Origin of the sequence: Streptomyces sp. NPDC058375 (assembly GCF_042723425.1) — a bacterium.
In the GTDB taxonomy this organism is placed as follows: domain Bacteria; phylum Actinomycetota; class Actinomycetes; order Streptomycetales; family Streptomycetaceae; genus Streptomyces; species Streptomyces durocortorensis.
On the sequence record NZ_JBHXJG010000008.1, the window covers coordinates 28,614 to 51,252 of the forward strand.

Here is a 22,639-nt window from a genome sequence, read left to right on the forward strand (position 1 = left end):
GTTGAAGGCAGGCGTAACCGTGAAAGCCATGAATTTCCGGGGAGTTGGTGTGCCCGTGGCACCTGGGAGCAACCGCAACTCAGGCCTTGAGAACCTTCTTGAACAGGCCGGATGGTCCAGGACGCAGCTCGCGAACGCCGTGAATCGCACGGCTGGTGAAGCGGGCATGACGTTGAAGTACGACCAGTCCGCTGTTTCGCACTGGCTCAGCGGCACGCAGCCGCGAGCACAGGTCCGGCCGGTGATCGTCGAAGTGCTCGAACGAAAGCTCGGCCGTCCGGTGACCTACGCCGAAGCGGGCCTGCGCTCGCCGAAGCCGGGCTCGGCAGCGGACTCCGCAGACACCACAGAATCCCTCTTGGACCTCGGAAGGGCTGATATGGACCCCTCAAGGCGCGGAGTTGTCGCAGCGGGCCTGTACTCGGCTGCCCTCGCCGTTCCTCTCTTCGCAGGTGAGGCCTACGCCGAGGAACGGGAACGTTCGGTTCGGCCGACCGGGCGCATCGGTGCGGCAGAGGTGGCGACCGTCCGTACGATGACGGACCGCATCGCGGACATTCTCGATGAGCTCGGCGCCGGACACGCTCGTCCCATGGCCGCCGCGTTCCTTGTCAACACCGTCGCGCCGTACCTGCGCGCTTCCGCGACCGGACCGGTGCGACGCGACATGCTCTCCGCCGCGTCCGACCTGACGTATCTCACCGGCTGGATGGCCATGTACGAGCGGGCCCACGGCCTCGGTCAGCAGTATTACGTGAAGGCGTTGCACCTCGCCCAGGAAGCGTCCGACCACGTGACGTACTGCCGCACGCTGCGCGGCATGAGCCTCCAGGCCTCCAACCTGCGGTACGGCCAAAAGGCCCTGGAGCTCGCCGACTCGGCGGCCGAGGCGGCACCCGACGCCGGCCCGCGCCTGGTGGCTTTCCTCCGCGGGCAGCAGGCTCACGCCTCCGCGATGGTCGGAGATCGCCGCCGGGCCTTCGAGCGGCTGCGTGAGGCCGAAGTGTCGCTCTCCAAAGCCGATTCGAGGCGGGAGTCGATCGGCGGCTACGACCAGGCCGCCTACCAGTTCCACGTGGCCCACGTGCTCTACGAGACACGTGACCTGCCGGGTTCCATCGCAGCTTTGAAGACCTCACTCCGCGTGCAGCTCAAACAGGAGAGGCAGGGGCGACTTCACGCCAACGCGGTCATGGCCCAACGGCAGTTCGAGTTCGGCCACATCGAGGAGGCCTGCACCACGTGGGGCACCTTCCTCGACGACTACGTGGGCCTGTCCTCCGCACGCGGCGACGAGCACTTCGCGACCATGCGCAAGCGCATCGCGCCGTACGGCAAGCTCCGAGCGGCGCGTGAACTTCATGAGCGGTCGCGGCAGGTGGCGGGGATGAAGGGGTAGCCGCTGAGGACACCGATGCCGGCACGCTTCACCCTTTGCTCGCCCGGGAGTTCGTAGTCAGTCACGCAGAAAAGCATGGATCGCGGATGCTATGGCTTTGCCCAGCGGAATCGGCACAGCGTTGCCGATTTGGCGGGCAATATCGGTCTTGGAGCCGCACCACTTGAAGTCGCGCGGGAATCCCTGAATGCGAGCCGCCTCGTAGTGGGTGATGGGGCGCGCATCCGTCGGGTGGAGGTAGCGCCCCTTCTCCGGCTTGAAAAATTCTGTTCGGATGGTGACCGACGGTTCGCCCAAGCGTAGTCGACCCATTACATCCCCGGAGCCCGAGTTGTGATTGTCCCAGCTCGGGGTCGACAAGTAGAAGAGTGAAGTCTTCACGCCCTGGGGTTCCGCTTCGTCGAAGATCTGAATATTTCCCGCCTCATCCGCTGTGAACCACTTCTCGCGGAGATTCTTCCTGTTTCCCCCGGGCGGGATCGCCTTGTATCGGGCGCGCGACAGTGGCTCCGGATTACGACCGAAATGCAGTTGTTGCGTGGTGAAGACACCCAGGACGCGAGTGTTCACATCTTCGACATAGGCCTTGGATTCAGGAAGTTCTGTGCCCAGGGGTTCCCACCGGCGGGTTTCGTCGAAAACCTCATCCACCGCACGCCAGTAGGGCAGCGCCTTCTCGACTCCGTCCAATGCCTGTGACGTTGCGCGGCGGGGCGGTCGGGTGCGGGTCGGTTCGGGATAAGTCATCGTGCGGCCGATTTCGACGTCTCTTCGTACGCCGATGACGATGGCACGCCGCCGAGCCTGCACCGCTTCATAGTCGGCGGCGTTCAGGAGGTACCTCTTGATCTTGCGTTCCACGGAGTCGGACGGAACGTGGCCCGGCGGGTCCACCAAGCGATACTCGGCCAGACGGCCTCCTGTACCTACCTCTTTGAGGAGGTTCTGAAATTCGTCGGACTTGAGGAATCTGTCGACGTTCTCAATGACGAAGATCTTCGGTTTGATCTCCTCGACCACGCGGACGTACTCTTCCCAGAGCCGATTGCGTTCCGTGCCCTTCTTGTTTCGGTTGAGGGCGGAGAACCCTTGACAGGGCGGCCCCCCGACGACGACATCCGCCTCTCGTTCGTCTGCTGCGGGTGTCCAATCCTCGATGTTTCCGAGGTGGACCCGTGCTCCCGGGACGCTCTTGTTTCGACGGCCGGCTCCGAAGTTGACCGCGTAGGTGGCAGCGGCGGAAGTGTCGTGTTCGACGGCCGCCACGCTGCGGAAGTACGGTCCGGCGTTCCTCGGCGCGCCCTCCGGGCGGAACTCATGAAACCCCTGGGTGAAGCCCCCGCACCCCGAAAAAAGATCAAGAACGGTCACGGGCTCGGGGACGAGGGGGCGGGGCGTACGCATGGGGCGATCTTAGCTTCGCAGAGCGGCTGCTACCGCCGCACCGACGGCGTGTGCCAGCGGTGGCGGCATCGCATGCCCGATCTGTCGGTACCTGGACGTCTTGCCGCCCGCGAACTGCCAGTCCGCAGGAATCGACTGGATCAGGGCTGTCTGCTCGACCGTGAGCCTGGGCAGGGCGTCCGAAGGAAAATCTGGACCGGGGGGCATGTCGCCGAGGCTGTTGCCGTTCACGCCGAGGGATTCCCAGGCCCTCTTGCTACCGGTCGGCCCCAGATCGGCTCCGCCTCGTCGGTCCGAGCCCCCTACCAGGGCCGGTGCGATGCGGTCCGCGCGAGCGGACCACCGTTTCGCCCCCGGCCAGCCGTCTGCGGCCATGGTTGCGCCGAGCACCGCACCGACGGTCGGCGGCACGGCGCCGGACGGCTGAGGCCATGAGAACCGGTCACTGTAAGGGTTCTGCAGGGCGACGAGGAAGCCGCTGCGGCGACTCTGCGGGACTCCGAAGTCGGAGGCGTTGAGAACGGCCCAGTGGCACTGATAACCGGCCTGTGTGAGGGTTTCCGCGAGCCATGTCCGGTCCAGCTCGAAGCCGGGGCTCTCGACGAGGTCGGGCACATTCTCGAGGAGAACTACCTTCGGCCTGATGACGAGGGCCAGTTCTACCGTCTTGCTGAGAACCCCGCGTTCGTCGGAGTCGCCGTTCGGGTCCGCTGCCGTCGGCTTCACGCGAGGGAGGCCCGCGCTCAGGAGATCGATTCCGATGACTTCTTGGCGCTCATACACCCGAAAATCGGCGATATCCATGCAGAGAATTTCCCAGTCGGGGCGGTTCTTCTCGATGGTGAAGCATGCGTCCGCTTTGTAGTCGATGAGAAGCACGGGTTCGAAGCCCGCCCTTTCGAGCCCGAGCGCTTGGGCTCCGCACCCGGCGCAGACTTCTACGAACTGCAGTGGGTGATCACGCGCCGGCGCTGTCCGTGTTGTGGCCGATCGCGAGGCTGCCAGAAGCTCTTCCGATCTCGTGGGCTCCGCTGTTCCGGGACGTTGTCCTCGCTGTGCGTCGATCGACTGCTGAGCGACTGCGCGTAGTTCGTCGTCCAGTGCCTCTTCCTCGACGGCGTCGAAGAGAACGAACGGGGCGAGCCTGAGCAGTCTCTTGAGGAAATCGCGGAGGGTCTCACGTTCGTTCAGGCCCTGCAGGTCCAGGCCGTCCCAGACCCGAAGGATCGATCGCACGAGGTGCGGACTGCCACCGAGCGCGGCGCGCCGGGCGTAGATCTGATCGAAGGCGGCTTCACCGAGGATTTTCAAGGCGCCGTACGGTTCCGACGCGTCGGGGGAGCGTACGAGCTGGGCTCGCCACCAGAGACGGCCGAGGACGTGCCTGGTGAGGTCCGTACCGAGAATGCGGTCCTTCGGGGGGTGTGGGTAGCGCCAGAAAGCCACGTCCGGGAGGACGACCAGAGCCAGAAACGCCCAGACGTCACGGGCGGCGGCTTCGGCAGGCACCATACCTGTCTCGGCGTGCAGAAGCGCCGCGAGGGCCAGGTCGAACGCGGCGTTGCGTACACGGTCCGAGTCGTCCGGGAAACCGGCACGTGTGGCCAGTGTCAGGACGCCTTCGCGTAGCTCTCGCAGCCGCTCTGCGGTCACACGGTCGCCGCCTGTGGCCACGTACACCGACGATTCATGCGTGAAGGCCACGCGCTCGGTCAGGTCGGAGATCGACAGCTGTCGGTACTCGGCGAAGAGGGGGGCGGCGCGGTCGGAAAGCAGCCGAGGGTAGAGAAAGCTGATCACAACACCTCGAAGATCTTGACTGCCGCCTGCAGATCCGAGGCGAACAAGGACGGTGACTGGCGTTGGCGCAGGCGAATGTCGGTGATCGGCTGGTCCGGGAAGAGCCTGGCGAAAAGGCTCAGCATCGTTGCGCCGAGAGAGTCTTCGGGATAGTCCGATTCCTCGGAGAAATCTTCATGACTCAGTGAGTGCTCCACCATGAGCCGCGCGGCATCCGCATACACGGCCGAGAGCACGAGGCGATCGATCTGCCGCGGTTTCCCTGCGTTCTCGAAGGCGGTGGCCGTGACGGTGTTGCGTTCGTTGATGAGCAGGAGGAGGGCGCCCATGGTCGCGCTTTCCAAGCTGCCGCTGATTTGCAGATGCCAGGCAGCATCGTCCGGGAAGGAGGTGAGGCCGAAGTCGATGACGGCCATCGGGAATTGCGGAGCGTCCCCCTGGAGACGCAGGGCTCGTCGATCGCTCCAGAGGATGGAGCCTGCCCGCCTGGGGGACGAAGGGCGGGCATCGGGGAGCCGTTCGGCGAGGACGACAGCAGTGTCGAGAACAAGGAGACCACCCAGGTCCGCACCGCGCAGTTCGCAGTCGATCGTCACCGGGACGATGCCCTCTTGCGGCAGTCGCAGATGCTGTGCTGGACCGCTGAGGCCGGATCCGGTGGCTGTCCACACGGCAGACAACAGCAACGGGGCGTCGGCGGTGAGGCCCGACTCCTTGCGTGCCCGGTCCAGGTCAATCCTGACGAGCCTGCGCAGATGGAGGTCCATCCGGTAGTCCCAGTCCGGCAGCGCGTCAGGCACGACGACGTCGCCGTTCGGAGTGACCAAGTGCCAGTCCTCAGCGGAGACGACATCCTCGGAGGGCGTCCGGTACGGGAGAACTCGCCGAGTCATGAGGGCTTCACCGCCTCCACTTTGACCGCGATCTCTGTCATCGTGTCGGGTGCTGGAAGCACGAGCACGCGCCAGAGGGACTCTCCGCCCTCGATCCGGATCTCGGCGGACTCGTGTACGTGCCCATCGCCGTCCTCCCAGCCGACAAGTTCGGGCATGCCAGCACCGATGGGCGGGTCCGTCTCACGTCCTGCCGTGCCTGGCAGAGTGACGGCAAGGTCCGCGCGGACCTGTTGAAGGCCGGGTGCAGGAAGCCGGAAGTTCTGGACGAGAAGCGAAACAGCCCCACGATCCTCGTAGTAGGGGTCACCGACATACTGGACCCGCGGGCGCCTTCTGGGCGTCGACATCCCCTGTGCTCCAGGTGCGTCGGCGGAGAAACTATGGTCCGTATCGTGCCGGCTGTCCGCATCAGTCCTGTCACCAGGGCTCGCCGGACCGGTTGGGTTCCCGTCCGAAGCCGGTCGCACCGTGTCCGGCGGCTCACCGCCACGCTCCTTTCGCCCGTGGCGTGGGGCGGTGGAACCGGGCTTCGAGTAGGCCGTGGCCCCGCCGATGCCCCATGTACCCCCCACCAATCCGGAGAAGAAGGAACTTGCGGCACCCAGGGCGACATCGCTGGATCCGGAACGTGCGGTGCCACCGAGGGAGAGCAGACTTTCCAATGCCTCGCCGATGCGGCGGAAAGTCGTATGAACGAATGTGCTCTCGGGTCTCTCGAGGGATTGAGGGTTCCAGGCGTCGTGTGTGGGAGGCTCGGCTTTGGCGTAGACCTCGTCCATGGAGTCATCCGCTCGGAAGACTCCGGCGTAACCCTGGTTCACACTCGGCGGTTTCGGGCCCGGCCGGTAGGTGACCACCAATTCCGCGGGGCGCATCAGGCATACGTGGTGAACGATGTCCTCGACGCCGACCATGCGGGAAGCATGGCTCGGTTCCAACGGAGGCATGATGCGCTTCTCCAACCCGAGACGCCCGAGGAAGCGTTTGGGAGATTTGCAGGAGAGGCGATCGCCGTCGGAGCCGATCATTCTTTCGTATGCGGCTACGAACATGTTGAGCGGCCGGGTCTGCCGGGGATCAGGCACCGGACGGTTGTCACCGTCGCAGGAGACGGAGAACCGCATGCTTGCGGGCCGACCGCTCGTCGAGATCATCTTCGGCCAGAGGTGCCAGGCGATGGTGTCAGCGAGATAGTCGGCGGCTTCGACGGGCGTGAGGCCGTCCAGCGCCGGATCGATGATGACGACCGTGGTTCCCGACTCCTCCACCCCGAAAGGACGGAGCCCGAGACTTCGAACCGCACGGTCCGCTTCCTGTCCGGTCAGCGGTTCGACGACGCCACCGGAGTTGTCCCCCCACCAATGCCTGCCTGTGTAACGGCGATGTCCGTCCGCCTCTTTCGCACCGTAGCTTTTCCAGAGAGTGCAACCGATGAGCCTGGTCTCGAAGCCGCCTTGTGCCGTGCGGCAACGTGAATGCACCAGGATCGTGCCAGTGTTGGACAGAACGTAAAAGATTCCCTTGCCAAAGCCGTAGGTGCCGCCTCCCAGCGCTGTGTCACGGGGTTCGCCGATGTTACGGATGAAGGACACGAAGTCCCGCTCGGTTGCGAAGGAGTCCGCGCGGGTGGGGCCGCCGAGCCCCCGGGTGCCACGGTCGGACACGGCCATGATGCGGATGGATCCGCGCCTGAGGGCCTCGCGCAGCGGAAAGTTCTCCTGCTGGGAGGGTGCTCCGGCGAGCAGCAGTTCGCGCCAGGCGCCTGCGTGGGCTGGGCTGACGGTGCTCATGTCGATGCGGTAGTCGACGGGGTCGGGATGGTCCGGAATCCGAGCGTCCCAGCTGTTCTGGGCCGACTCGCGTACCAGGATGGTGAGCAGGTCGAGTTCCGGTCGCCCGAGCTGGTTGCGGATCCCCTCGGCGGCGCTCGCGCCCTCCGGGGGATACGGCTGGGAGAACCAGCGGGGCGCTGTCATGCCGGCTCCTGGGTCAGGCGACCGAGCGCGGATTCGACTTGATCGCTGCTCAGTGGGACCGGAGGGTCGCCTGACAAGTCGATCGAGTAAGTGACATCGAGCGCCGATACCGTCACGCCGGCCGAGGCGAGTGCTTCCCCGGTGAGGCCCGGGAAGTCAGGGGTGACCCGGTACCAACGTTCTTCGCCGACGCTGTAGCGAACATCTCGGTAACGGCCGGCATCGGCCGGGCGGTACCCAGCTTCTGCCAGCAGATCGAGGAGTGCTCGCTCGTCGTCGCACAGATCGAGTGCGTGTCGGATCAACTCGGTGAATCCGATGCCGACTTCTGCCGAGACAACCCTCTGAAGACGGATCCAGACGAGCCAAAGAGTTCCCCCGCCAGGGGCTTCCAACTGGTCCAGGCCATGAATTCGAGGCCGTCGTCCTTCGGGGGAAATACTCGTCTTCACCTCGACGGCGGTGACGCCGCCCCAGAAGTCATGACGGTAGCCGCTCGGCCCACGCCACAGGCGATGCGCGCTGGGGTCCTTCTCGAGCAGCCGCTTCAGAACCACCAACTCACCGAAGAGACCCGCGGCCTGCTCGGGTGTGAGCACAGGGCCTTGTGTCCGGAAGAGTGCTTTCCAGCGATCGAGTACGCCGTACAGGGCTTTGACCGGCGACTGGGGCAAACCCCGCGTCGCATCCAGTACATCCACGCACAGCTCAGTGAACAGGTCACCGAAGTCGCCCTGCAGAAGGATGAGGTCGGCATAGTTCTGGTACGTGTCCGCATCTTCGAGAGCACGCTTGCTGAGCCGCAGGACCGGGCCGTCGAGGCTGCTTCGAATCTTCCGGTTCGCGGGTATCGGCACCAGAAGATGCCGGTACCCCTCGTGGTCGACGGCTGCGACCAATGTTCCCTCCTCGGTATCCACCGGCAAGGGAGCGATGCGCAGGCTTCGTTCCGTCGTCGTCTGTTCGGCCTCGAGAGCGTTCCAGTTCTCCTCGACGATCCTCCGGAGTGCCTCGTCGCTCACGCCTCCTCCTGATCGAAGGCGCTGTAGTCCTCCTCCTCGATCGAGACATTGGACAGATCGGCGGAGATGTATCCCTCGACCTCGCTGTCACCATTTCTCGGGGTGGGGAAGACCATGCCGACGCCGATGACATGCTCCTCGGCGTTCAGCGAAGCACGCAGCTTCTTCGTCGGACTGGGCACCGACACTTTGTCGATGGGATACAGGACGAGCAGGCCGGTGTCGGGTAGCTGCTTGCGACGTTCGGCCATGATCTCCTTCTCCGTCAGCTTCGCGGTGTCGCCCGCCAGGTCCACCGCAGCATCACGCCGGCTCATCAGGGTTTTGATGTCGGCGAAATCGGGGGTGGGGTTGGACAGAAGCAGTCGGGCACGGTTGACGCGTCCGACGGTCACCCGGGGGGCGAATGCGAAGTTCCCATCCTGCTTCCCAGGGGTGCCGACGATCGCCACATTCCATCGACGTAGAGAACCGGCCGCGACGCGCTTCTTGATGTACTCGGTGATCAGCTTCCCGTCGTTCTCCGGGGACCGCTCGTGGAAGCGGTAGTTCGAGAGGAATTCGGTGACTACGTCGTGGGGTACATCGCGAAATACGTAGCGGCCGAGGTGCAGTTGCTCATCCACCTGTCGCGTGGTCGCGAGCGACGAGGTGACCAGTTGACGTGAGGCATCAATGTTCCTCTGCAGCCAAGCCGCATCGGTGTGGAAGAAGTGGGTCTGGACTCGTTTGCCGCCGTAGGACGATGCGGCGGTGACGGCAGCACGCATCTTGGCAGCCGCAGTCACACGAAGGGCGGGGTGCGTGCGCAGGCGTACCGCGAAGGTGAGCGGACTCTCCGCCTCCGTCATGTAGACGTCGATGTCGCGACGCATCTCGGTTTCCACCGTGGCCAAATGCCTGAACCACTCCGCCAACTCGTCGGTCATCCAGATGCGCGGCAGATCGGCGTAGCCGTTGCGGAAACCGAACCAGCGTCCCATCTGTAGGAGGGTGTCGTAGGCGGAGACGGCACGGACGAAGTAGCTGACGGAGAGGCCTTCCAACGTCAATCCCCGGGAGAGGGTGTTGCCGCCGACGGCGATCGCTGTGACCGGGCCGTTCTCGTAGTCCAGACGATCTTCGCTGCTAGAGTTGTCCATGATGATCTGGCAGCGGTCGACCACTCCCGCCAGTTCTGAGGCAAGCTGGTCGAAAGTCACCTTGGTCTCGCCGAAGTCCTCGGCGAGTACGCGCGCGGTCTCCTCGTTCCACAGTTCGCGCAGGTCCTGCCGGAAATCCCTGTCCGACAGGGACTGTGCGGTGCGGGCGCGAAGGCGCTCGAGCGGCCCACGGAAGCTGTTGTGCACCGTTGTGTTCACACTGGTGTGAATCAGCATGGTGTTATGGGCGTTTCCGGACTGGCGCACCCGCCGAGCGGCGGTGACCATCCAGAAGTATTGGACGGCGCGGCGCAGCGTGTCGGTGATGACCGGCTCGAAGCCGTCGACCTCGGCGCGTGTGGCCGGGCGGACCGCCGAGATGTCCGTTTCGGGAACGGAACGGATCATGTCGGACCCGTCATCGACGTCTTCCGGGTCGTCGCCGTCGAGAGCGTAACGTCCGAACAGCACCTCGGTGCCGAAATGGCCCTCCGGCTTGGCCAGGTTGACGACGAAGTCCTTCGGATACAGGTTTTCGGCGCTCGGGTCGATCAGCAGGTTCGCGAATGGCGACGCGGTGTAGCCGACGTAGGCGGACCGGGGGAGGCTTCCCATGATGTTGAGGATCAGGGGGTTGATCGACTTGGTTTCGACAGTCGCCTGGTCGGCCTCGTCGTCGATGATGAGTGCCGGGCAGTCGGCCAGATAGTCCGACGCCTTGTCGAGCCACTTGGCCAATTTGCGAAGGACGGTAGCGTTCTTCTTCACAACGCACAGCACGTGCGTCTTGTTATTTTTTCCGAAGTATGATGCCGGGTTCTCCGTCGGAGTGAAGTCGCGATCGAGGCCGGTCAGCTGCGACCAGAGGGCGGGGTTCGGTTCGACGAGCTGCTGCACGAGGCGGGCCTGCGTCTGGCGGCGGAGGCCGTTGTGGATGCCTGCCAGGACGATGAACAACTTGTATCCGCGGTCAGCCGACTTGGCCATGACCGAGGTGAAGTTGGTTGTTTTGCCGGACTGTACGTGACCGACGACAAGCCCTCGCGTCGAGAACGACTTCTCCTTCGGATGGTTCAACAGTGAGAGGACACGACTCGAGGAATCGTCGAGGCTGCTGATCGCAGGGATGGACCAGCCGTCTTTACGGAGAATCTCGCCCACTGCAGGCCAACACTTGTCCTTGGGCTGCGGTCCGGTGTACCAGGTGACGCGGTTGTCCCGCACGACTGCTCGTGGCTCTTCGAGTTCCTTGATGCGGAGGGCTTGCCGTTCGTGGCGGTCGCGAATCTGTTCCACGATCTCTCTGCTGACGCCGAACTGCTCCAGCCGCTTGACCGCCTCTGCCGGGGGGAACGAGTCCAGCAGTGCCTTGAAGGTGTCGTACATCGCGTCAATTTCATCGGTCATGAGATTCGACCGTTCCCCGTTCTATTCCGCTGAAGGCAACCTGCCGCTACGCTCCGCGCCTGCGGCCGTGGGCGTAGCAGGGAAACGACCGAGGTCGTGTCCCTGTGCGACGTCCACACTCTATTGGGTGAGTGAAGCCTTGATAAGTGAAAGCGGAACCTTTGCGGGGAGCTCTGGTCAGGGGGATCGCGTTGTAACTGGGAGGGCGGCATCGAGCGGACCCCCACAGGGGCCAGGCGTGGGGCAGGCCGATCGCGTCAGCTGAGCTCGGCTGCGATCGATTCCAGTGTGGCTGTGATCCTGCTTGCGGCTGTTGGGGGCGCCTCGTGCTCCCAGAATCGCAGTACAGTCCAGCCTGCCGCAGCCAGATGCTCGGTGGTCTCCCGGTCTCTGGCCATGTTCCGGTCCAGCTTCTCCCGCCACCACTGGGCGTTCGCCTTCGGTTGCGTGGCGTGCTCGGGGCAGCCGTGCCAGAAGCAGCCGTCGATCATCACGGCGACCTTGGCCCGGGTGAAGGCGATGTCGATTGTGCGTCGTGGCATGTCCGGCACTCGGGCGTTCACCCGGAAGCGATAGCCCGCCGCGTGGAGGAGCTTGCGCACCGCGACCTCGGGCGCGGTGTCGCGCCTGGCCTGGCGGCTCATGCGGGCGGACACGCTCGGCGATGAAGGCTTGGCCGTGCTCATTACTTCCAGTGTCCTACGAACTGTCTCGGTGCCGTCGGGGATCGAGGAGTGCGCAGGACAGCCCTGGCAGGGCCGTCCTGCATGGGCTTCACCCCCCGTGGCACCCCCCATAAGCCTCCCCCGACCCGCACCAGCAGGCAGCCGTGCGCGACGGGGGCCACGGGATGGCGCGGCCTCGGGCGGCGAGGGTGGTGGCGTACTGGGGGAGGAGGCCCGGGTCGGACGGGGAGGCGGCCTCCGAGGCGGCGAACGCCTCGTACGAGGGGACCGTGCCCGTCACGATGCCCAGGTTCGGGGTGCCCGTCGCGTGGAGGTCGCGCAGGGACGCCTCCAGGCGGGACAGGTGCGTGGCGTGGTCCACGTACTCCTCGGTCAACGCCGGGTACGCCGTGAGCAGTTCGCGCAGTTCGTTCGCCGGCCAGTGCAGGACGGCCACCGGGAACGGGCGGGAGAGCGCCGTGCGGTAGGTGCCCAGCTCCGCGCGGAGGCGGGTGATCTCGGCCTTCAGCTCGACCGGGTCCGAGGAGCCCAGCGACCACAGGCGCTTCGGGTCGTGCAGTTCGTCCAGGGGGACCGGGGCCGTGTTCAGCTCGCCCGCCAGCTCGTCCCAGGCGTCGTGCTCCAGGCCCATCAGCCGACGCACCCGGTGGCGGCCGGTCAGCAGCGACTGCGTGGCGTACGGGACCTCCTCGCCGGGGGCCAGCAGCAGGGTCAGGGCGGTCGAGAAGAAGTCGTGCGCCGACTCCAGCTCGTCGTGCGCCTCCAGGGTCTCCGCGGCCACCTGCCACGGCGCGGCGTTCAGCGGGCCCGCCGCGCGGATGCCGTCGATGATCGCCCGGGCCTCGGCCTCGTGACCGTACTCCCAGAGGTTGGCCGCTTTCAGGGCCTTGATCAGGTGCGGGTTGTCGACGGTGGCCTCGGGGGCCGCGAGCAGGTCGTCGTAGAGCGTGCTCGCGCGGGCGCGGTCGCCCGCGAGCTCCAGGTGGGCCGCGGCCTGGAGGATCAGCGGTTCGTGGTCCTCGGGGTACTGCGCCGCGGTGCGGAGCAGACGCTCGGCTTCGGTGGTGTGGTCGGCAGGCGTGTCGGGGCGCATGGACCACACGGTACTGCCGGACGGTGACGGCGGGGAGAAGAGGGCGGGGGAGGAGAAGCGGGAGAAGCCTGGAGAGTTGTGAGGTTTGCCCCTACCGTGCGCCCCGAGTCTTCAACGGTGTGCGGTCGGCGCGCCCCGGGTCTTGCGGTGCGCGACCGTGCGTCCCGAGCCATACGGTGCGCGACCGTGCGCCCGGGGTCTTGCGGTGCGCGACCGTGCGTTCCGTGTCCTTACCGTTCGGGAGGGTGACGTCGATGCGGAGGCGGGGCGCTGGGGGGAGGCGTGGGGCGCGGTCGGGCGTGCGTGGCCGTGGCGGCGGTTCGTATCTTCTTGCCCGTGGGCTCTGGGTGTCCGCCGAAGTCGTCGTCACCCTCGGCGTCGTCCTGCTCCTCCTCGTCGTCCATCAGCTCTGGTGGACGACGAGGAGGCCCGCGCCGACGCCGGGCGCACCGTCCAGAGCCTCCAGCGGGAGTGGGACGAGCCCGCCCCCGCGCCCGGCCCGGGTGATGGTGAGGGCGTGCTCGACGAGGGTCCGCGTCCTTCGGCCTCCGGTCGTGGGGCCGACGCCGCGCCCGCCCCGGCCGCCCGGCCCCGTGCCGCCCCCCGCTGGGACCAGGCGTACGCCGTCCTGCGCATCCCCCGGATCGGGCTCACCGCCCCCGTCGCCGAGGGCACCAGCAAGGGCGGGGTGCTCGACCGGGGGTACGTCGGGCACTACACCCGCACCGCGCAGGCCGGGCAGGCCGGGAACTTCGCGCTCGCCGGGCACCGCAACACCCACGGCGAGCCCTTCCGCCGGCTCGACCGGCTGCGGCGTGGTGACCGGGTCACCGTCGAGACCCGGGACGCCGTCTACACGTACACCGTCGACAAGAGCCTCGCACGGACCGCGCCCTCCGACAGCGGGGTCATCGCGCCCGTGCCGCGCAGCAACATCACGACCTCCGCCGGTTACAGCGCGCCCGGCCACTACCTCACCCTGACCACCTGCACCCCCGAGTTCAGCTCCCGCTACCGGCTCGTCGTCTGGGGGAAGCTCACCGCCATGCGTCCCCGATGACGGGAACCCGAAGGCGCCTTCCGATCATCGTGTATAACGAAGAGAGTGCCGTTCGCTCCGATGGACGGGACTTCACACCAGCGGTACGAGGAACTTCACACCAGCGGTACGAGGAACGGGAGGTGCGCATCGTGCGGGACGCCAACGCCCTGCGCCGCGCCTTCGCCCGGCTGCTCCGGCCCGCCGGACTCCTCCTCCTCATCGTCACCGAGATCCTCCTCGCCGAGGGCGGCAGCCTCTCCGCCGCCGTCGCGCTCGCCGCCACCGCAGCGGCCGGTTCCGCCCTCCTCGCCTGCGCCGTCATCAGCGCCCGCTGCGCGCCCCCGGTGCCCCGCACCCGGGTCCGTACAGCCATCAGGGACCGGGAGCGGCGCACCGCGTTCCTCCCGCAACGCGACCCCGACGCCCGGGGACGCACCAGGCCCCGGGCGCCCGGGCACGCCCTCCTGACGGCCGCCGTGTAGGGAATTCCCGCCCCCCGCACGTCTTCTCGTTCCGTGCCGTACGTGCGCCCATGTCCGCGTGCGCACGGTGCACTCGTGACGGGCATCCCCGCGCCGGTCGTCCTGCCGCCGAGCAACCACCCCGTACCTCGTCGCCTTCTGCGGCAGGTACCTCCCGGCACGACGAGACCCCCGGAGGGCTCACCCATGTCCGCCTTCATGTCCGCTTTCGCGAACCTGGTCGGCTCCCTCGCCGACCTGCTCCAGCCGCTCTTCCAGACCGCGTCCACCGCCGCCGCGATCATCCTGTTCACCGCGCTCGTCCGGCTCGCCGTCCACCCCCTCTCGCGGGCCGCCGCACGCGGGCAGAAGGCCCGCAGCCGGCTCCAGCCGCAGATCGCCGAGCTCCGGAAGAAGCACGGCAGGAATCCCGAGCGGATGCAGAAGGCGATCATGGAGCTGCACGCCGCCGAGAAGGTGTCGCCGCTCTCCGGCTGTCTGCCGAGCCTGCTCCAGATGCCCGCGTTCTTCCTGCTCTACCACCTGTTCTCCAGCGGCTCGATCGGCGGCGAGCCCAACGCGCTGCTCAGCCACGATCTGCTCGGCGCACCGCTCGGCGGGCGCTGGCACGACGCGCTCGCGCACGGCGGACCGTTCGGTGGCCAGGGGCTGGTCTACCTGGGACTCTTCGTGATCGTCGCCGCCGTCGCCACGTTCAACTACGGACGCACCAAGCGGCAGATGGCCGCCAGCCCGATGACGCCCGCCGCCGGCCCGGACGGACAGGCCGTGCCCGGCATGGGTGCGATGACGAAGCTCATGCCGCTGATGTCGTTCTTCACGCTCATCACCGTGGCCGTCGTGCCGCTCGCCGCCGCCCTGTACGTCGTCACCACGACCACCTGGACCGCCTTGGAGCGGGCCTGGCTGTACCGCGACATGCCGACCGCCGGTGGCGCCATGGCCACGGCGGCGTAATCGGGCCGGCCGTTGCGCCGGTCCAGTGTGTGAACGAGGTCTTGCGGAGTGATCCGATCTCTTGGACGATCAGCCAAGCCCCTCGGCGGCCGCACCCCGCCGAAGGGCTCTCCACCTCGACCAAGAGGAGTTGGACCGTTGAAGCTGCTTCGAGTCGGTACGGCGGGCGCCGAGCGCCCCGCACTTCTCGACCGCGACGGGACTCTGCGTGATCTGTCGGGGATCGTCCCCGACATCGACGGCGAGCTGCTCGCCGACGCCTCCGCGCTCGCCCGGGTACGGGCGGCCGCCGAGGCCCCCGGTGTGCTGCCCGCCCTGGACGCGACGGGACTGCGGATCGGCCCGCCGCTCGGGCGCATCGGCAAGATCGTGTGCATCGGGCTGAACTACCACGACCACGCCGCCGAGACGGGTGCGGAGATCCCGGCGGAACCGATCCTGTTCTTCAAGGCTCCCGACACCGTCGTCGGGCCCGACGACACGGTGCTCGTACCGCGCGGCAGCCGCAAGACCGACTGGGAGGTCGAGCTCGCCGTCGTCATCGGGCGCACCGCCCGCTACCTGGAGACGGCCGAGGAAGGCCTCGCGCACATCGCCGGGTACGCCACCGCGCACGACGTCTCCGAGCGCGAGTTCCAGATCGAGCGCGGCGGCACCTGGGACAAGGGCAAGAACTGCGAGACGTTCAACCCGCTGGGGCCCTGGCTCGTCACCGCCGACGAGGTGCCCGACCCGCAGGCCCTGCCGCTGCGGCTCTGGGTCAACGGCGAGCTGAAGCAGAACGGCACGACGGCCGAGCAGATCTTCCCGGTCGGCGAGGTCGTCCGCTACCTCAGCCACTTCATGACGCTCTACCCGGGCGATGTGATCAACACCGGTACGCCCGCCGGGGTCGCGATGGGGCAGCCCGAGCCGAAGCCGTACCTGAAGGCGGGCGATGTGGTGGAGCTGGAGGTGGAGGGGCTCGGCCGGCAGCGGCAGGAGCTGAAGGACGCGTAGCCGGGGGGCCGAGGGTAGGGGGGGCGCCGTCGCCCTGTGTACGTACGTGACGGCGCCCCCTTCGCCTACAGCCCTCAGGCCCCCGGCGTCGCCGTGAACTGCTCCAGCGCCTCGACCACCATCGCGTGGTCCTCCGCCTGCGGCAGCCCGGACACCGTGACCGTGCCGATCACGCCCGCGCCCTCCACCGCGATCGGGAACGAACCACCGTGCGCGGCGTACGTGTCCGGGTCCAGGCGCGAGGACTCCTCGAACGTCGTGCCCTTCGCCCGGAACCGGGTGCCGACCAGGTACGAGCTCTCACCGTACCGCTCGACGACCTTGCGCTTGCGGTCGATCCACGCGTCGTTGTCCGCACTCGAACCCGGCAGCGCCGCGTGGAAGAGCTGCTGCGCGCCGCGCCGGATGTCGATCGCGACCGGTGCGTGCCGCTCCCGGGCCAGCGTGACCAGCAGGCTGCCGAGCGCGAACGCGTCGTCGTAGGAGAAGTGCGGGAGGGTGAGCCGACGCTCCTGGGCGATCAGCTCGGAGATGGTGGGGGACGTGGTGGTCATGCGCGCCGCTCCTCTGCTGCGTCGTGGTGCGGTTCGTCGTGGTGGGGGAGAAGGGGGACCGAGACGCCTTCGCGCGCCGAGCGGCGGGCGGCCTCCAGGACGTCGAGGGCCGCGGCCGCCTGGAGCGCGGTGACCGGGTTGTCGCCGGTGCCGCGCACCGCCGCTGCGACGGCGGCGTAGTACGCGGGGTAGTCGCCGGGCAGCGTACGGACCGGGGCACCGCCGCCGGTCAGCGGGGACTCGCCGGAACCGAGGTGGCCCCACAGCTCCTCCGCCTCCTCGCCCCACGGCTCACCGGCCACCGGGCGCAGCCCCTCGCGCAGGGCCGCCTCCTGCGGGTCCAGGCCGTACTTCACATAGCCCGCCGCCGAGCCGAGCACCCGGAAGCGGGGGCCGAGCTGGGCCGTGGTGGCACTGACGTACAGGTGCGAGCGGACCCCGTTCGCATGTGTGATCGCGATGAACGTGTCGTCGTCCGCCGCCGCGCCGGGACGCCGTACGTCGGCCTCGGCGTACACCTGCACCGCTGCTCCGAACAGCACCAGCGCCTGATCGACGACATGGCTGCCCAGGTCGTACAGCAGACCGCCGATCTCCTCCGGGTCGCCCGACTCGCGCCAGCCGCCCTTCGGCTGGGGCCGCCAGCGCTCGAACCGGGACTCGAAGCGCTGCACCTCGCCCAGCTCGCCGTCGGCGATCAGCCCGGCCAGGGTGCGGAAGTCGTTGTCCCAGCGGCGGTTCTGGAAGACCGAGAGCAGCAGTCCGCGCTCCTCGGCGAGAGCGGCCAGCTCGCGCGCCTCGGCGGCGGTCCCGGCGATCGGCTTGTCCACGACGACGGGGAGACCGGCCTTGAGGGCGGCCGTCGCGAGGGAGACGTGCGTCTTGTTCGGGGAGGCGATCACGACCAGGTCCAGCTCGTCGGCGCGCTCCCACAGCTCGTCCGGCGAGGCGGCGAACCGGACCTCCGGATATGCGGCGCGGGCGTCGGCCCGGCGCTCCTCGTTCGACGTGACGACCGTGTCGAGGACCAGGCCCTCGGTCGCGGAGATCAGCGGGGCGTGGAAGACGGAGCCGGCCAGGCCGTAGCCGACGAGGGCGACGCGGAGAGGCGATTCCGGGGCATCGGGGGCGTCGGGGGCGTTGGAGGTCATGCGCTCCACTTAAGCAACGCTGTTGCCAAAGTGCAAGCGTCCGGCACAATGGGGTGGTGAAGAGGAGTGAGCCGTGAACGGGAGCCGGACGAGGGCCCAGGCCGGGGTGAATCTGCCGGCCCTGCGCCACCACAACGCCGCGCTGGTGCTGGACCTGCTGCGGGCGGCCGGGGCGGAGGGCATCAGCCGGCTGGAGCTCGCCGAGGGCACCGGTCTCACCCCGCAGGCCGTCAGCAAGATCACCGCCCGGCTGCGGGAGGACGGGCTCGCCGTCGGCGCGGGCCTGCGCCCCTCCACCGGCGGCAAGCCGCGCACGGTGCTGCGGCTGGTCCCCGACGCCCAGTTCGCCGTGGGCCTGCACCTGGACCGCGACGGGCTCACCGCCGTCCTGGTCGACCTCGCGGGCCGGCCGGTCGCGGTCACCACCGCCCCGCTCGACCTCGGCGCCCCGGCGGAGCAGGTCCTCGCGGACGCGGCCGACGCCGTACGGGACCTGAGCGCGGCCGAACCGCACAAGCCGGTGCTGGGTCTCGGCGTCGCGGTGCCCGGCCCGCTCGACCACCGGGACGGCGTCCTGCACCGGGTCACCGGCTTCCCGCAGTGGGACGGCTACCCGCTGCGCGCCGCCCTGGCCGAACGGACCGGGCTGCCCGTCGCCCTGGACAAGGACACCAACGCCGCCGCCCTCGCTCTCGCCCTGGGCAATACGGGCGGCGGTGACTTCGCCTACCTCCACCTCGGTACGGGGCTGGGCGCCGGCCTCGTCCTCGGCGGCGAGGTGCACCGGGGGGCGCGGACGGGGGCAGGTGAGTTCGGGCACCAGACCCTCCAGCTGGACGGCCCCCCGTGCGGGTGCGGCGGGCGCGGCTGCATCGAGGCCCTGTGCCTGGCGGCCGAGGCGCGCGGGGACCGGGGCGAGGCGGCCCGGGTCCTGGGCACGGGCGCGGCGAACCTGGTCGGCCTGCTCGACATCGACCGGGTGGTCCTGGGCGGCCGGACGGTGGCCGCCGACGAGGACGCGTACGTACGGGGCGTCCGGGCCGTGATCGAGGAGCGGGCCGCCCGGGGCGGCGCTGGCGCGGGCGTGACCGTCACGGTCGCCGGGGGCGGCGACCGACCGGTCGCGGAGGGCGCGGCGCAACTGGTGCTCGCGCCGGTGTTCGGGCGGGCGGGGGAGGGGCGGCGGAGGTAGAGACCTTTCCTGTGGCGGAGGGGCGGAGGGGCGAAGGGGCGGAGTGCAGTCGGGTGATCCTATTAATCGAGTCGGCATGTCGACTCTCTGAGTCCGCGCGCGCGTGATTCCGTCGGAGGCCATCACCGGTGGCCCGCCGCCCTCCCTGGGAGCCCCCGGTCGTCCGCGAGCAGCGAAGGGTGTTCCCCCATGCCCCCTACCTCCGGTGCACGGCCACGTGACGGCCGTACGCTCGCCGCCCTCGGGCTGGCCGCCGGGATCGCGGTGCCCGCCGCGATCCTGGGCGGACCGCAGGCGACCGCCCAGCCCGCCCCGGTGGTCTCCGCCTCCTTAGCCGCAGCCGCGAAGGCGGACGACGAGCAGCCCGTGTGCGGTGACCCGGACGCCAAGGACTTCCCTATCGAGGCCCGGATCCAGGAGGCCCCGGACCGGTACGCCTCCGGTGGCGGCTACGGCACCTGGTTCCTGGACCTCACCAACACCACCGACACGTCCTGCCAGGCCCTGCACCCGGTCCTCGTGCTCGCCGACCGCGACCGCAGGCTGACGTCGGACCAGATCCAGCTGGAGTTCTCCGAGCCCGGCCGCCCCGGGATCGAACACCGGGTTGTGTGGGAGAGCACCGACCGCGACGAGCAGATCGGCGTCTTCGGCGAACCGTTCCCCGGGTTCACCGTCCCCGCCGGAAAGACCGTCTCCGTACGCGTCCGGATGGCCTTCACCTCCGACACCGCCCCCGGCCCGGTCACCGCCCACGCCGCCGTCGTGCAGCGCCGCCACCAGGACAAGGCGAAGGGCGGCGGGCGCGAGGACGGCGAATGGGTGGGTGAGTCGGAGGAGTACCCCTTCGTGATCGTCGACGGCGCCACGGGCGGCATCCGCGAGCCGGAACACCCACGGCCCGAGCGCCCGCAGCCGGAAAGCCCCCGGCCGGAACGTCCCGATCCGGAGCGCACCGCCCCCGACACCGGCACCCGCACCGAACGGCCCGGCGATCCCGACGGCCCCCGTGAGGACGCCGGGACGGGCCAGGACCCGGCCCCGGACGGCGACTCCAGCCCCCGCCCGCCGACCCGCCCGGAAGCCGGGGAAGGGGGCGGGGGTGACCGCGGCGAGGAGAGTCCCGGGCTGCCGGCCCGCGACGGACTGGGCCGCCCGCTCCCCGAACTCGCCCGCACCGGACCGGCGTCGACGGCCTGGACCGGGGCCGCCGCCGGCGCGCTCCTGCTGGCCGGGGCCGCCCTGCTGCGGTACGCCCACCGGGCCCGCCGCGCCGGGGACTGAGCCGGAGGGCCTCGGGGCGGCGGCCCGCCGGAACGCCTGACGGTACGGGGCCGCGGCCCCGTACCGGCCGTTCACCCGCGTCTGCCACCATCGGGCGGTGGACTACCCGAACGACCAGGCACCTGGCGCACCCATCCGCTCCGGCATTCCCGAGCACGGCCGTATCCCGAAGTATTACGCCGTCAAGGCCCGCATCGCGGTCCTGCTGGACGAGCTGGGCGAGGGCGGACTCCTGCCCACCGAGCGGGAGCTCGCCCAGCTGCACGAGGTCTCGCGCGAGACCGTCCGCCAGGCCCTGCGCGAACTCCTCCTGGAGGGGCGGCTGCGCCGGCAGGGGCGCGGCACCGTCGTCGCCGGGCCCAAGCTGGAGCAGCCGCTCTCGCTGGCCAGCTACACCGAAGGCGTCCGCCGCCAGGGCCGGCGGCCCGGCCGTCACCTCATCGGCCTGGACCGCTTTCCCTGCCCCGAGGCGCTCGCCGCCGAGATCGCGGTCGAGCGGGGCGAGCCGGTCTGGCACCTGGAGCGGGTGCTGCTCGCCGACGACGAACGCGTGGGCCTGGAGAGCACGTACGTCGGCGTCGCCCGCGTCCCGGACCTGGACACGGAGTTCGACCCGGACTCCTCCTTCTACGCCTACCTCCGCGACCGCCTCCAGATCGCCTTCGGCGACGCCGACGAGCGCATCGAGACCGTGCTCGCGACCCCTCGCGAGGCCCTGCTCATCGGCACCCCGCCCGCCCTGCCGATGCTCCTGATCCACCGCCTCTCCCGGGACACCGCCGGCCGGCCGCTGGAGCGGGTGCGAACGCTGTTCCGGGGCGACCGGTTCTCCTTCTCCGCGCATCTGAGCGGAGAAGGCTGAGAGCGGAGAGGGGCGGCAGGGCAAACGGTAAGCGGGGGAGCGGCGGACACGGAGTTCTGATCACAAACCGATAACAGGTCTGGTCCAAGCTTGGGGGGCCGTTCACCGTCCCGTCGGCGACCCGACGCGTGCGGGACACCCGTCCCGAGGAGCGTGGCCGTCGTGAGAGTCATCGTCGTAGGAGCCGGCGTGGTGGGAACCATGCACGCCTGGCACGCAGTCAGCCGCGGCCACGAGGTCGTACAGATCGAGCGCGAGAGCGAGGCGCGCGGGGCATCGCTCCGCAATTTCGGACAGATATGGATCAGTGGCCGGGCCGGTGGCGAGGAGCTGGAAACCGCCCTGCGCGCCCGTGAGCTGTGGGAGGAGATCGGGGCGCGGGTGCCCGGGCTCGGCTTCCGGGCCTGCGGTTCGCTCACCCCCCTGCGGACCGCCCGCGAGGTCGCCGTCGCCGAGGCGGCCGCCGTCCGGCCCGACGCGGCGGCGCGCGGCTACAAGCTGCTCACCGCCGACGAGGCCCGGGCGGTCAACCCGGCCCTGCGCGGCGCGTTCACCGCCGCCCTGTGGTGCGAGCGGGACGCGGCCGTCGAGCCCCGCGCCGCCCAACTCGCCCTCAAGCAGGAGCTGCTGGCCTCCGGGCGGTACACCTACCTCGGCGGCCGCGAGGTCCGCGAGGTCGTCGGGACCGCATCGGTGCGCGACGATCACGGCGACGTCCACACCGGCGCCGCCGTCATCCTCGCTACCGGTGCCTGGCTCGGCGGGCTCGTCCGCGAACTCGCCGGGCCCGAGCTGCCCGTACGCCGCGTCCGCCTCCAGATGATGCAGACCGACCCGCTCGGCGAGCCCCTCACCACCTCCGTCGCCGACGCCGACAGCTTCCGCTACTACCCCGCCTACCGGGGCGAGGCGCTGGACGCCCTCAACGCCGGACAGGCCCAGGACCCCGTCGCCGCCGAGCACCGCATGCAGCTCCTCATGGTCCAGCGCCGCGACGGCGGGCTGACCATCGGCGACACCCACGAGTACGAGCACCCCTTCGCCTTCGACACCGTCGAGGAGCCGTACGAGCACCTCACCCGGGTCGTCGAGGACTTCCTCGGTCGCCCACTGCCGCGTATCCGCCACCGCTGGGCAGGCGTCTACGCCCAGTGCACCGACACCGCACGCGTCGTCCACCGCCAGCAGGTGCGCGACGGGGTCTGGCTCGTCACCGGACCCGGCGGGCGCGGCATGACGTGCTCGCCCGCCATCGCCGAAACGACCGCCGACCAACTGGGCTGGTGAACCA

At 69.0% G+C, this 22,639-nt stretch carries 18 protein-coding genes and 1 pseudogene; 9 read left to right on the plus strand and 10 right to left on the minus strand.

Going from position 1 to position 22,639, the window contains the following annotated elements; all coding sequences use genetic code 11:
• Window positions 1-28: 28 nt before the first annotated feature.
• A complete protein-coding gene (locus ACFWM7_RS03015) occupies window positions 29-1,399 on the plus strand; it encodes a hypothetical protein (protein ID WP_383254405.1) in 1,371 nt (456 codons plus the stop codon).
• Between the two features lie 57 nt (window positions 1,400-1,456).
• On the opposite strand, the gene ACFWM7_RS03020 is transcribed toward ACFWM7_RS03015, so the two are convergent.
• From ACFWM7_RS03020 to ACFWM7_RS03055, 8 genes are all read right to left on the minus strand, one after another.
• A complete protein-coding gene (locus ACFWM7_RS03020) occupies window positions 1,457-2,803 on the minus strand; it encodes a DNA cytosine methyltransferase (RefSeq protein ID WP_383254358.1) in 1,347 nt (448 codons plus the stop codon).
• Window positions 2,804-2,812: 9 nt separating this feature from the next.
• On the minus strand, window positions 2,813-4,603 hold the full coding sequence (locus ACFWM7_RS03025) for a DUF6339 family protein (protein WP_383254360.1): 1,791 nt from the start codon (window positions 4,601-4,603) through the stop codon (window positions 2,813-2,815).
• A complete protein-coding gene (locus tag ACFWM7_RS03030; RefSeq protein WP_383254362.1) occupies window positions 4,600-5,430 on the minus strand; it encodes a hypothetical protein in 831 nt (276 codons plus the stop codon). The genes ACFWM7_RS03025 and ACFWM7_RS03030 overlap by 4 nt, the downstream gene beginning before the upstream one ends.
• Before the next feature lie 62 nt (window positions 5,431-5,492).
• Window positions 5,493-7,475, minus strand: coding sequence for a hypothetical protein (locus tag ACFWM7_RS03035; RefSeq protein WP_383254364.1), 1,983 nt, complete (start codon window positions 7,473-7,475; stop codon window positions 5,493-5,495).
• Complete coding sequence (locus ACFWM7_RS03040) at window positions 7,472-8,497, minus strand: PD-(D/E)XK motif protein (RefSeq protein WP_383254365.1); 1,026 nt, start codon at window positions 8,495-8,497, stop codon at window positions 7,472-7,474. Before ACFWM7_RS03040 ends, ACFWM7_RS03035 begins: the two co-directional genes overlap by 4 nt.
• Window positions 8,494-11,046, minus strand: coding sequence for a Z1 domain-containing protein (locus tag ACFWM7_RS03045; protein WP_383254367.1), 2,553 nt, complete (start codon window positions 11,044-11,046; stop codon window positions 8,494-8,496). The genes ACFWM7_RS03040 and ACFWM7_RS03045 overlap by 4 nt, the downstream gene beginning before the upstream one ends.
• Before the next feature lie 257 nt (window positions 11,047-11,303).
• Window positions 11,304-11,732 carry a very short patch repair endonuclease gene (locus ACFWM7_RS03050; protein WP_383254370.1) on the minus strand — a complete coding sequence of 143 codons (429 nt, stop codon included), beginning with the start codon at window positions 11,730-11,732 and terminating at the stop codon, window positions 11,304-11,306.
• An 88-nt stretch (window positions 11,733-11,820) separates the two neighbouring features.
• A complete protein-coding gene (locus ACFWM7_RS03055; RefSeq protein ID WP_383254374.1) occupies window positions 11,821-12,825 on the minus strand; it encodes an SEC-C domain-containing protein in 1,005 nt (334 codons plus the stop codon).
• Window positions 12,826-13,079: 254 nt separating this feature from the next.
• On the opposite strand from ACFWM7_RS03055, the pseudogene ACFWM7_RS03060 reads away from it, so the two are divergent.
• The 4 genes and pseudogenes from ACFWM7_RS03060 to ACFWM7_RS03075 all read left to right on the plus strand — a co-directional run bounded on the left by ACFWM7_RS03060 (window position 13,080) and on the right by ACFWM7_RS03075 (window position 16,305).
• A pseudogene (locus tag ACFWM7_RS03060) lies at window positions 13,080-13,885 on the plus strand (class E sortase).
• A gap of 131 nt (window positions 13,886-14,016) precedes the next feature.
• Window positions 14,017-14,349 carry a DUF6412 domain-containing protein gene (locus tag ACFWM7_RS03065; RefSeq protein WP_383254407.1) on the plus strand — a complete coding sequence of 111 codons (333 nt, stop codon included), beginning with the start codon at window positions 14,017-14,019 and terminating at the stop codon, window positions 14,347-14,349.
• A gap of 186 nt (window positions 14,350-14,535) precedes the next feature.
• Entirely contained in the window at window positions 14,536-15,306 is a 771-nt protein-coding gene (locus tag ACFWM7_RS03070) for a YidC/Oxa1 family membrane protein insertase (RefSeq protein ID WP_383254376.1), read from the plus strand.
• 138 nt (window positions 15,307-15,444) lie between these two features.
• The gene (locus ACFWM7_RS03075) at window positions 15,445-16,305 is read left to right on the plus strand and encodes a fumarylacetoacetate hydrolase family protein (RefSeq protein ID WP_383254378.1); all 861 of its coding nucleotides are present in this window, start codon (window positions 15,445-15,447) and stop codon (window positions 16,303-16,305) included.
• 74 nt (window positions 16,306-16,379) lie between these two features.
• Here ACFWM7_RS03075 and ACFWM7_RS03080 read toward each other — a convergent pair whose 3' ends face one another.
• Entirely contained in the window at window positions 16,380-16,859 is a 480-nt protein-coding gene (locus tag ACFWM7_RS03080) for a heme-degrading domain-containing protein (protein ID WP_383254380.1), read from the minus strand.
• Window positions 16,856-18,010 carry a Gfo/Idh/MocA family oxidoreductase gene (locus ACFWM7_RS03085; RefSeq protein ID WP_383254382.1) on the minus strand — a complete coding sequence of 385 codons (1,155 nt, stop codon included), beginning with the start codon at window positions 18,008-18,010 and terminating at the stop codon, window positions 16,856-16,858. Before ACFWM7_RS03085 ends, ACFWM7_RS03080 begins: the two co-directional genes overlap by 4 nt.
• Window positions 18,011-18,083: 73 nt before the next feature.
• On the opposite strand from ACFWM7_RS03085, the gene ACFWM7_RS03090 reads away from it, so the two are divergent.
• From ACFWM7_RS03090 to ACFWM7_RS03105, 4 genes are all read left to right on the plus strand, one after another.
• The gene (locus ACFWM7_RS03090; RefSeq protein ID WP_383254384.1) at window positions 18,084-19,202 is read left to right on the plus strand and encodes an ROK family protein; all 1,119 of its coding nucleotides are present in this window, start codon (window positions 18,084-18,086) and stop codon (window positions 19,200-19,202) included.
• Window positions 19,203-19,391: 189 nt separating this feature from the next.
• Window positions 19,392-20,486 (plus strand): peptidase, encoded by a 1,095-nt coding sequence (locus ACFWM7_RS03095; protein WP_383254386.1) that lies wholly within the window; start codon window positions 19,392-19,394, stop codon window positions 20,484-20,486.
• 97 nt (window positions 20,487-20,583) lie between these two features.
• Window positions 20,584-21,348: a GntR family transcriptional regulator gene (locus tag ACFWM7_RS03100; RefSeq protein ID WP_383254388.1), complete on the plus strand. Its 765-nt coding sequence runs from the start codon at window positions 20,584-20,586 to the stop codon at window positions 21,346-21,348.
• A 162-nt stretch (window positions 21,349-21,510) separates the two neighbouring features.
• Window positions 21,511-22,635, plus strand: coding sequence for a TIGR03364 family FAD-dependent oxidoreductase (locus ACFWM7_RS03105; RefSeq protein ID WP_383254390.1), 1,125 nt, complete (start codon window positions 21,511-21,513; stop codon window positions 22,633-22,635).
• Window positions 22,636-22,639 lie beyond the last annotated feature (4 nt).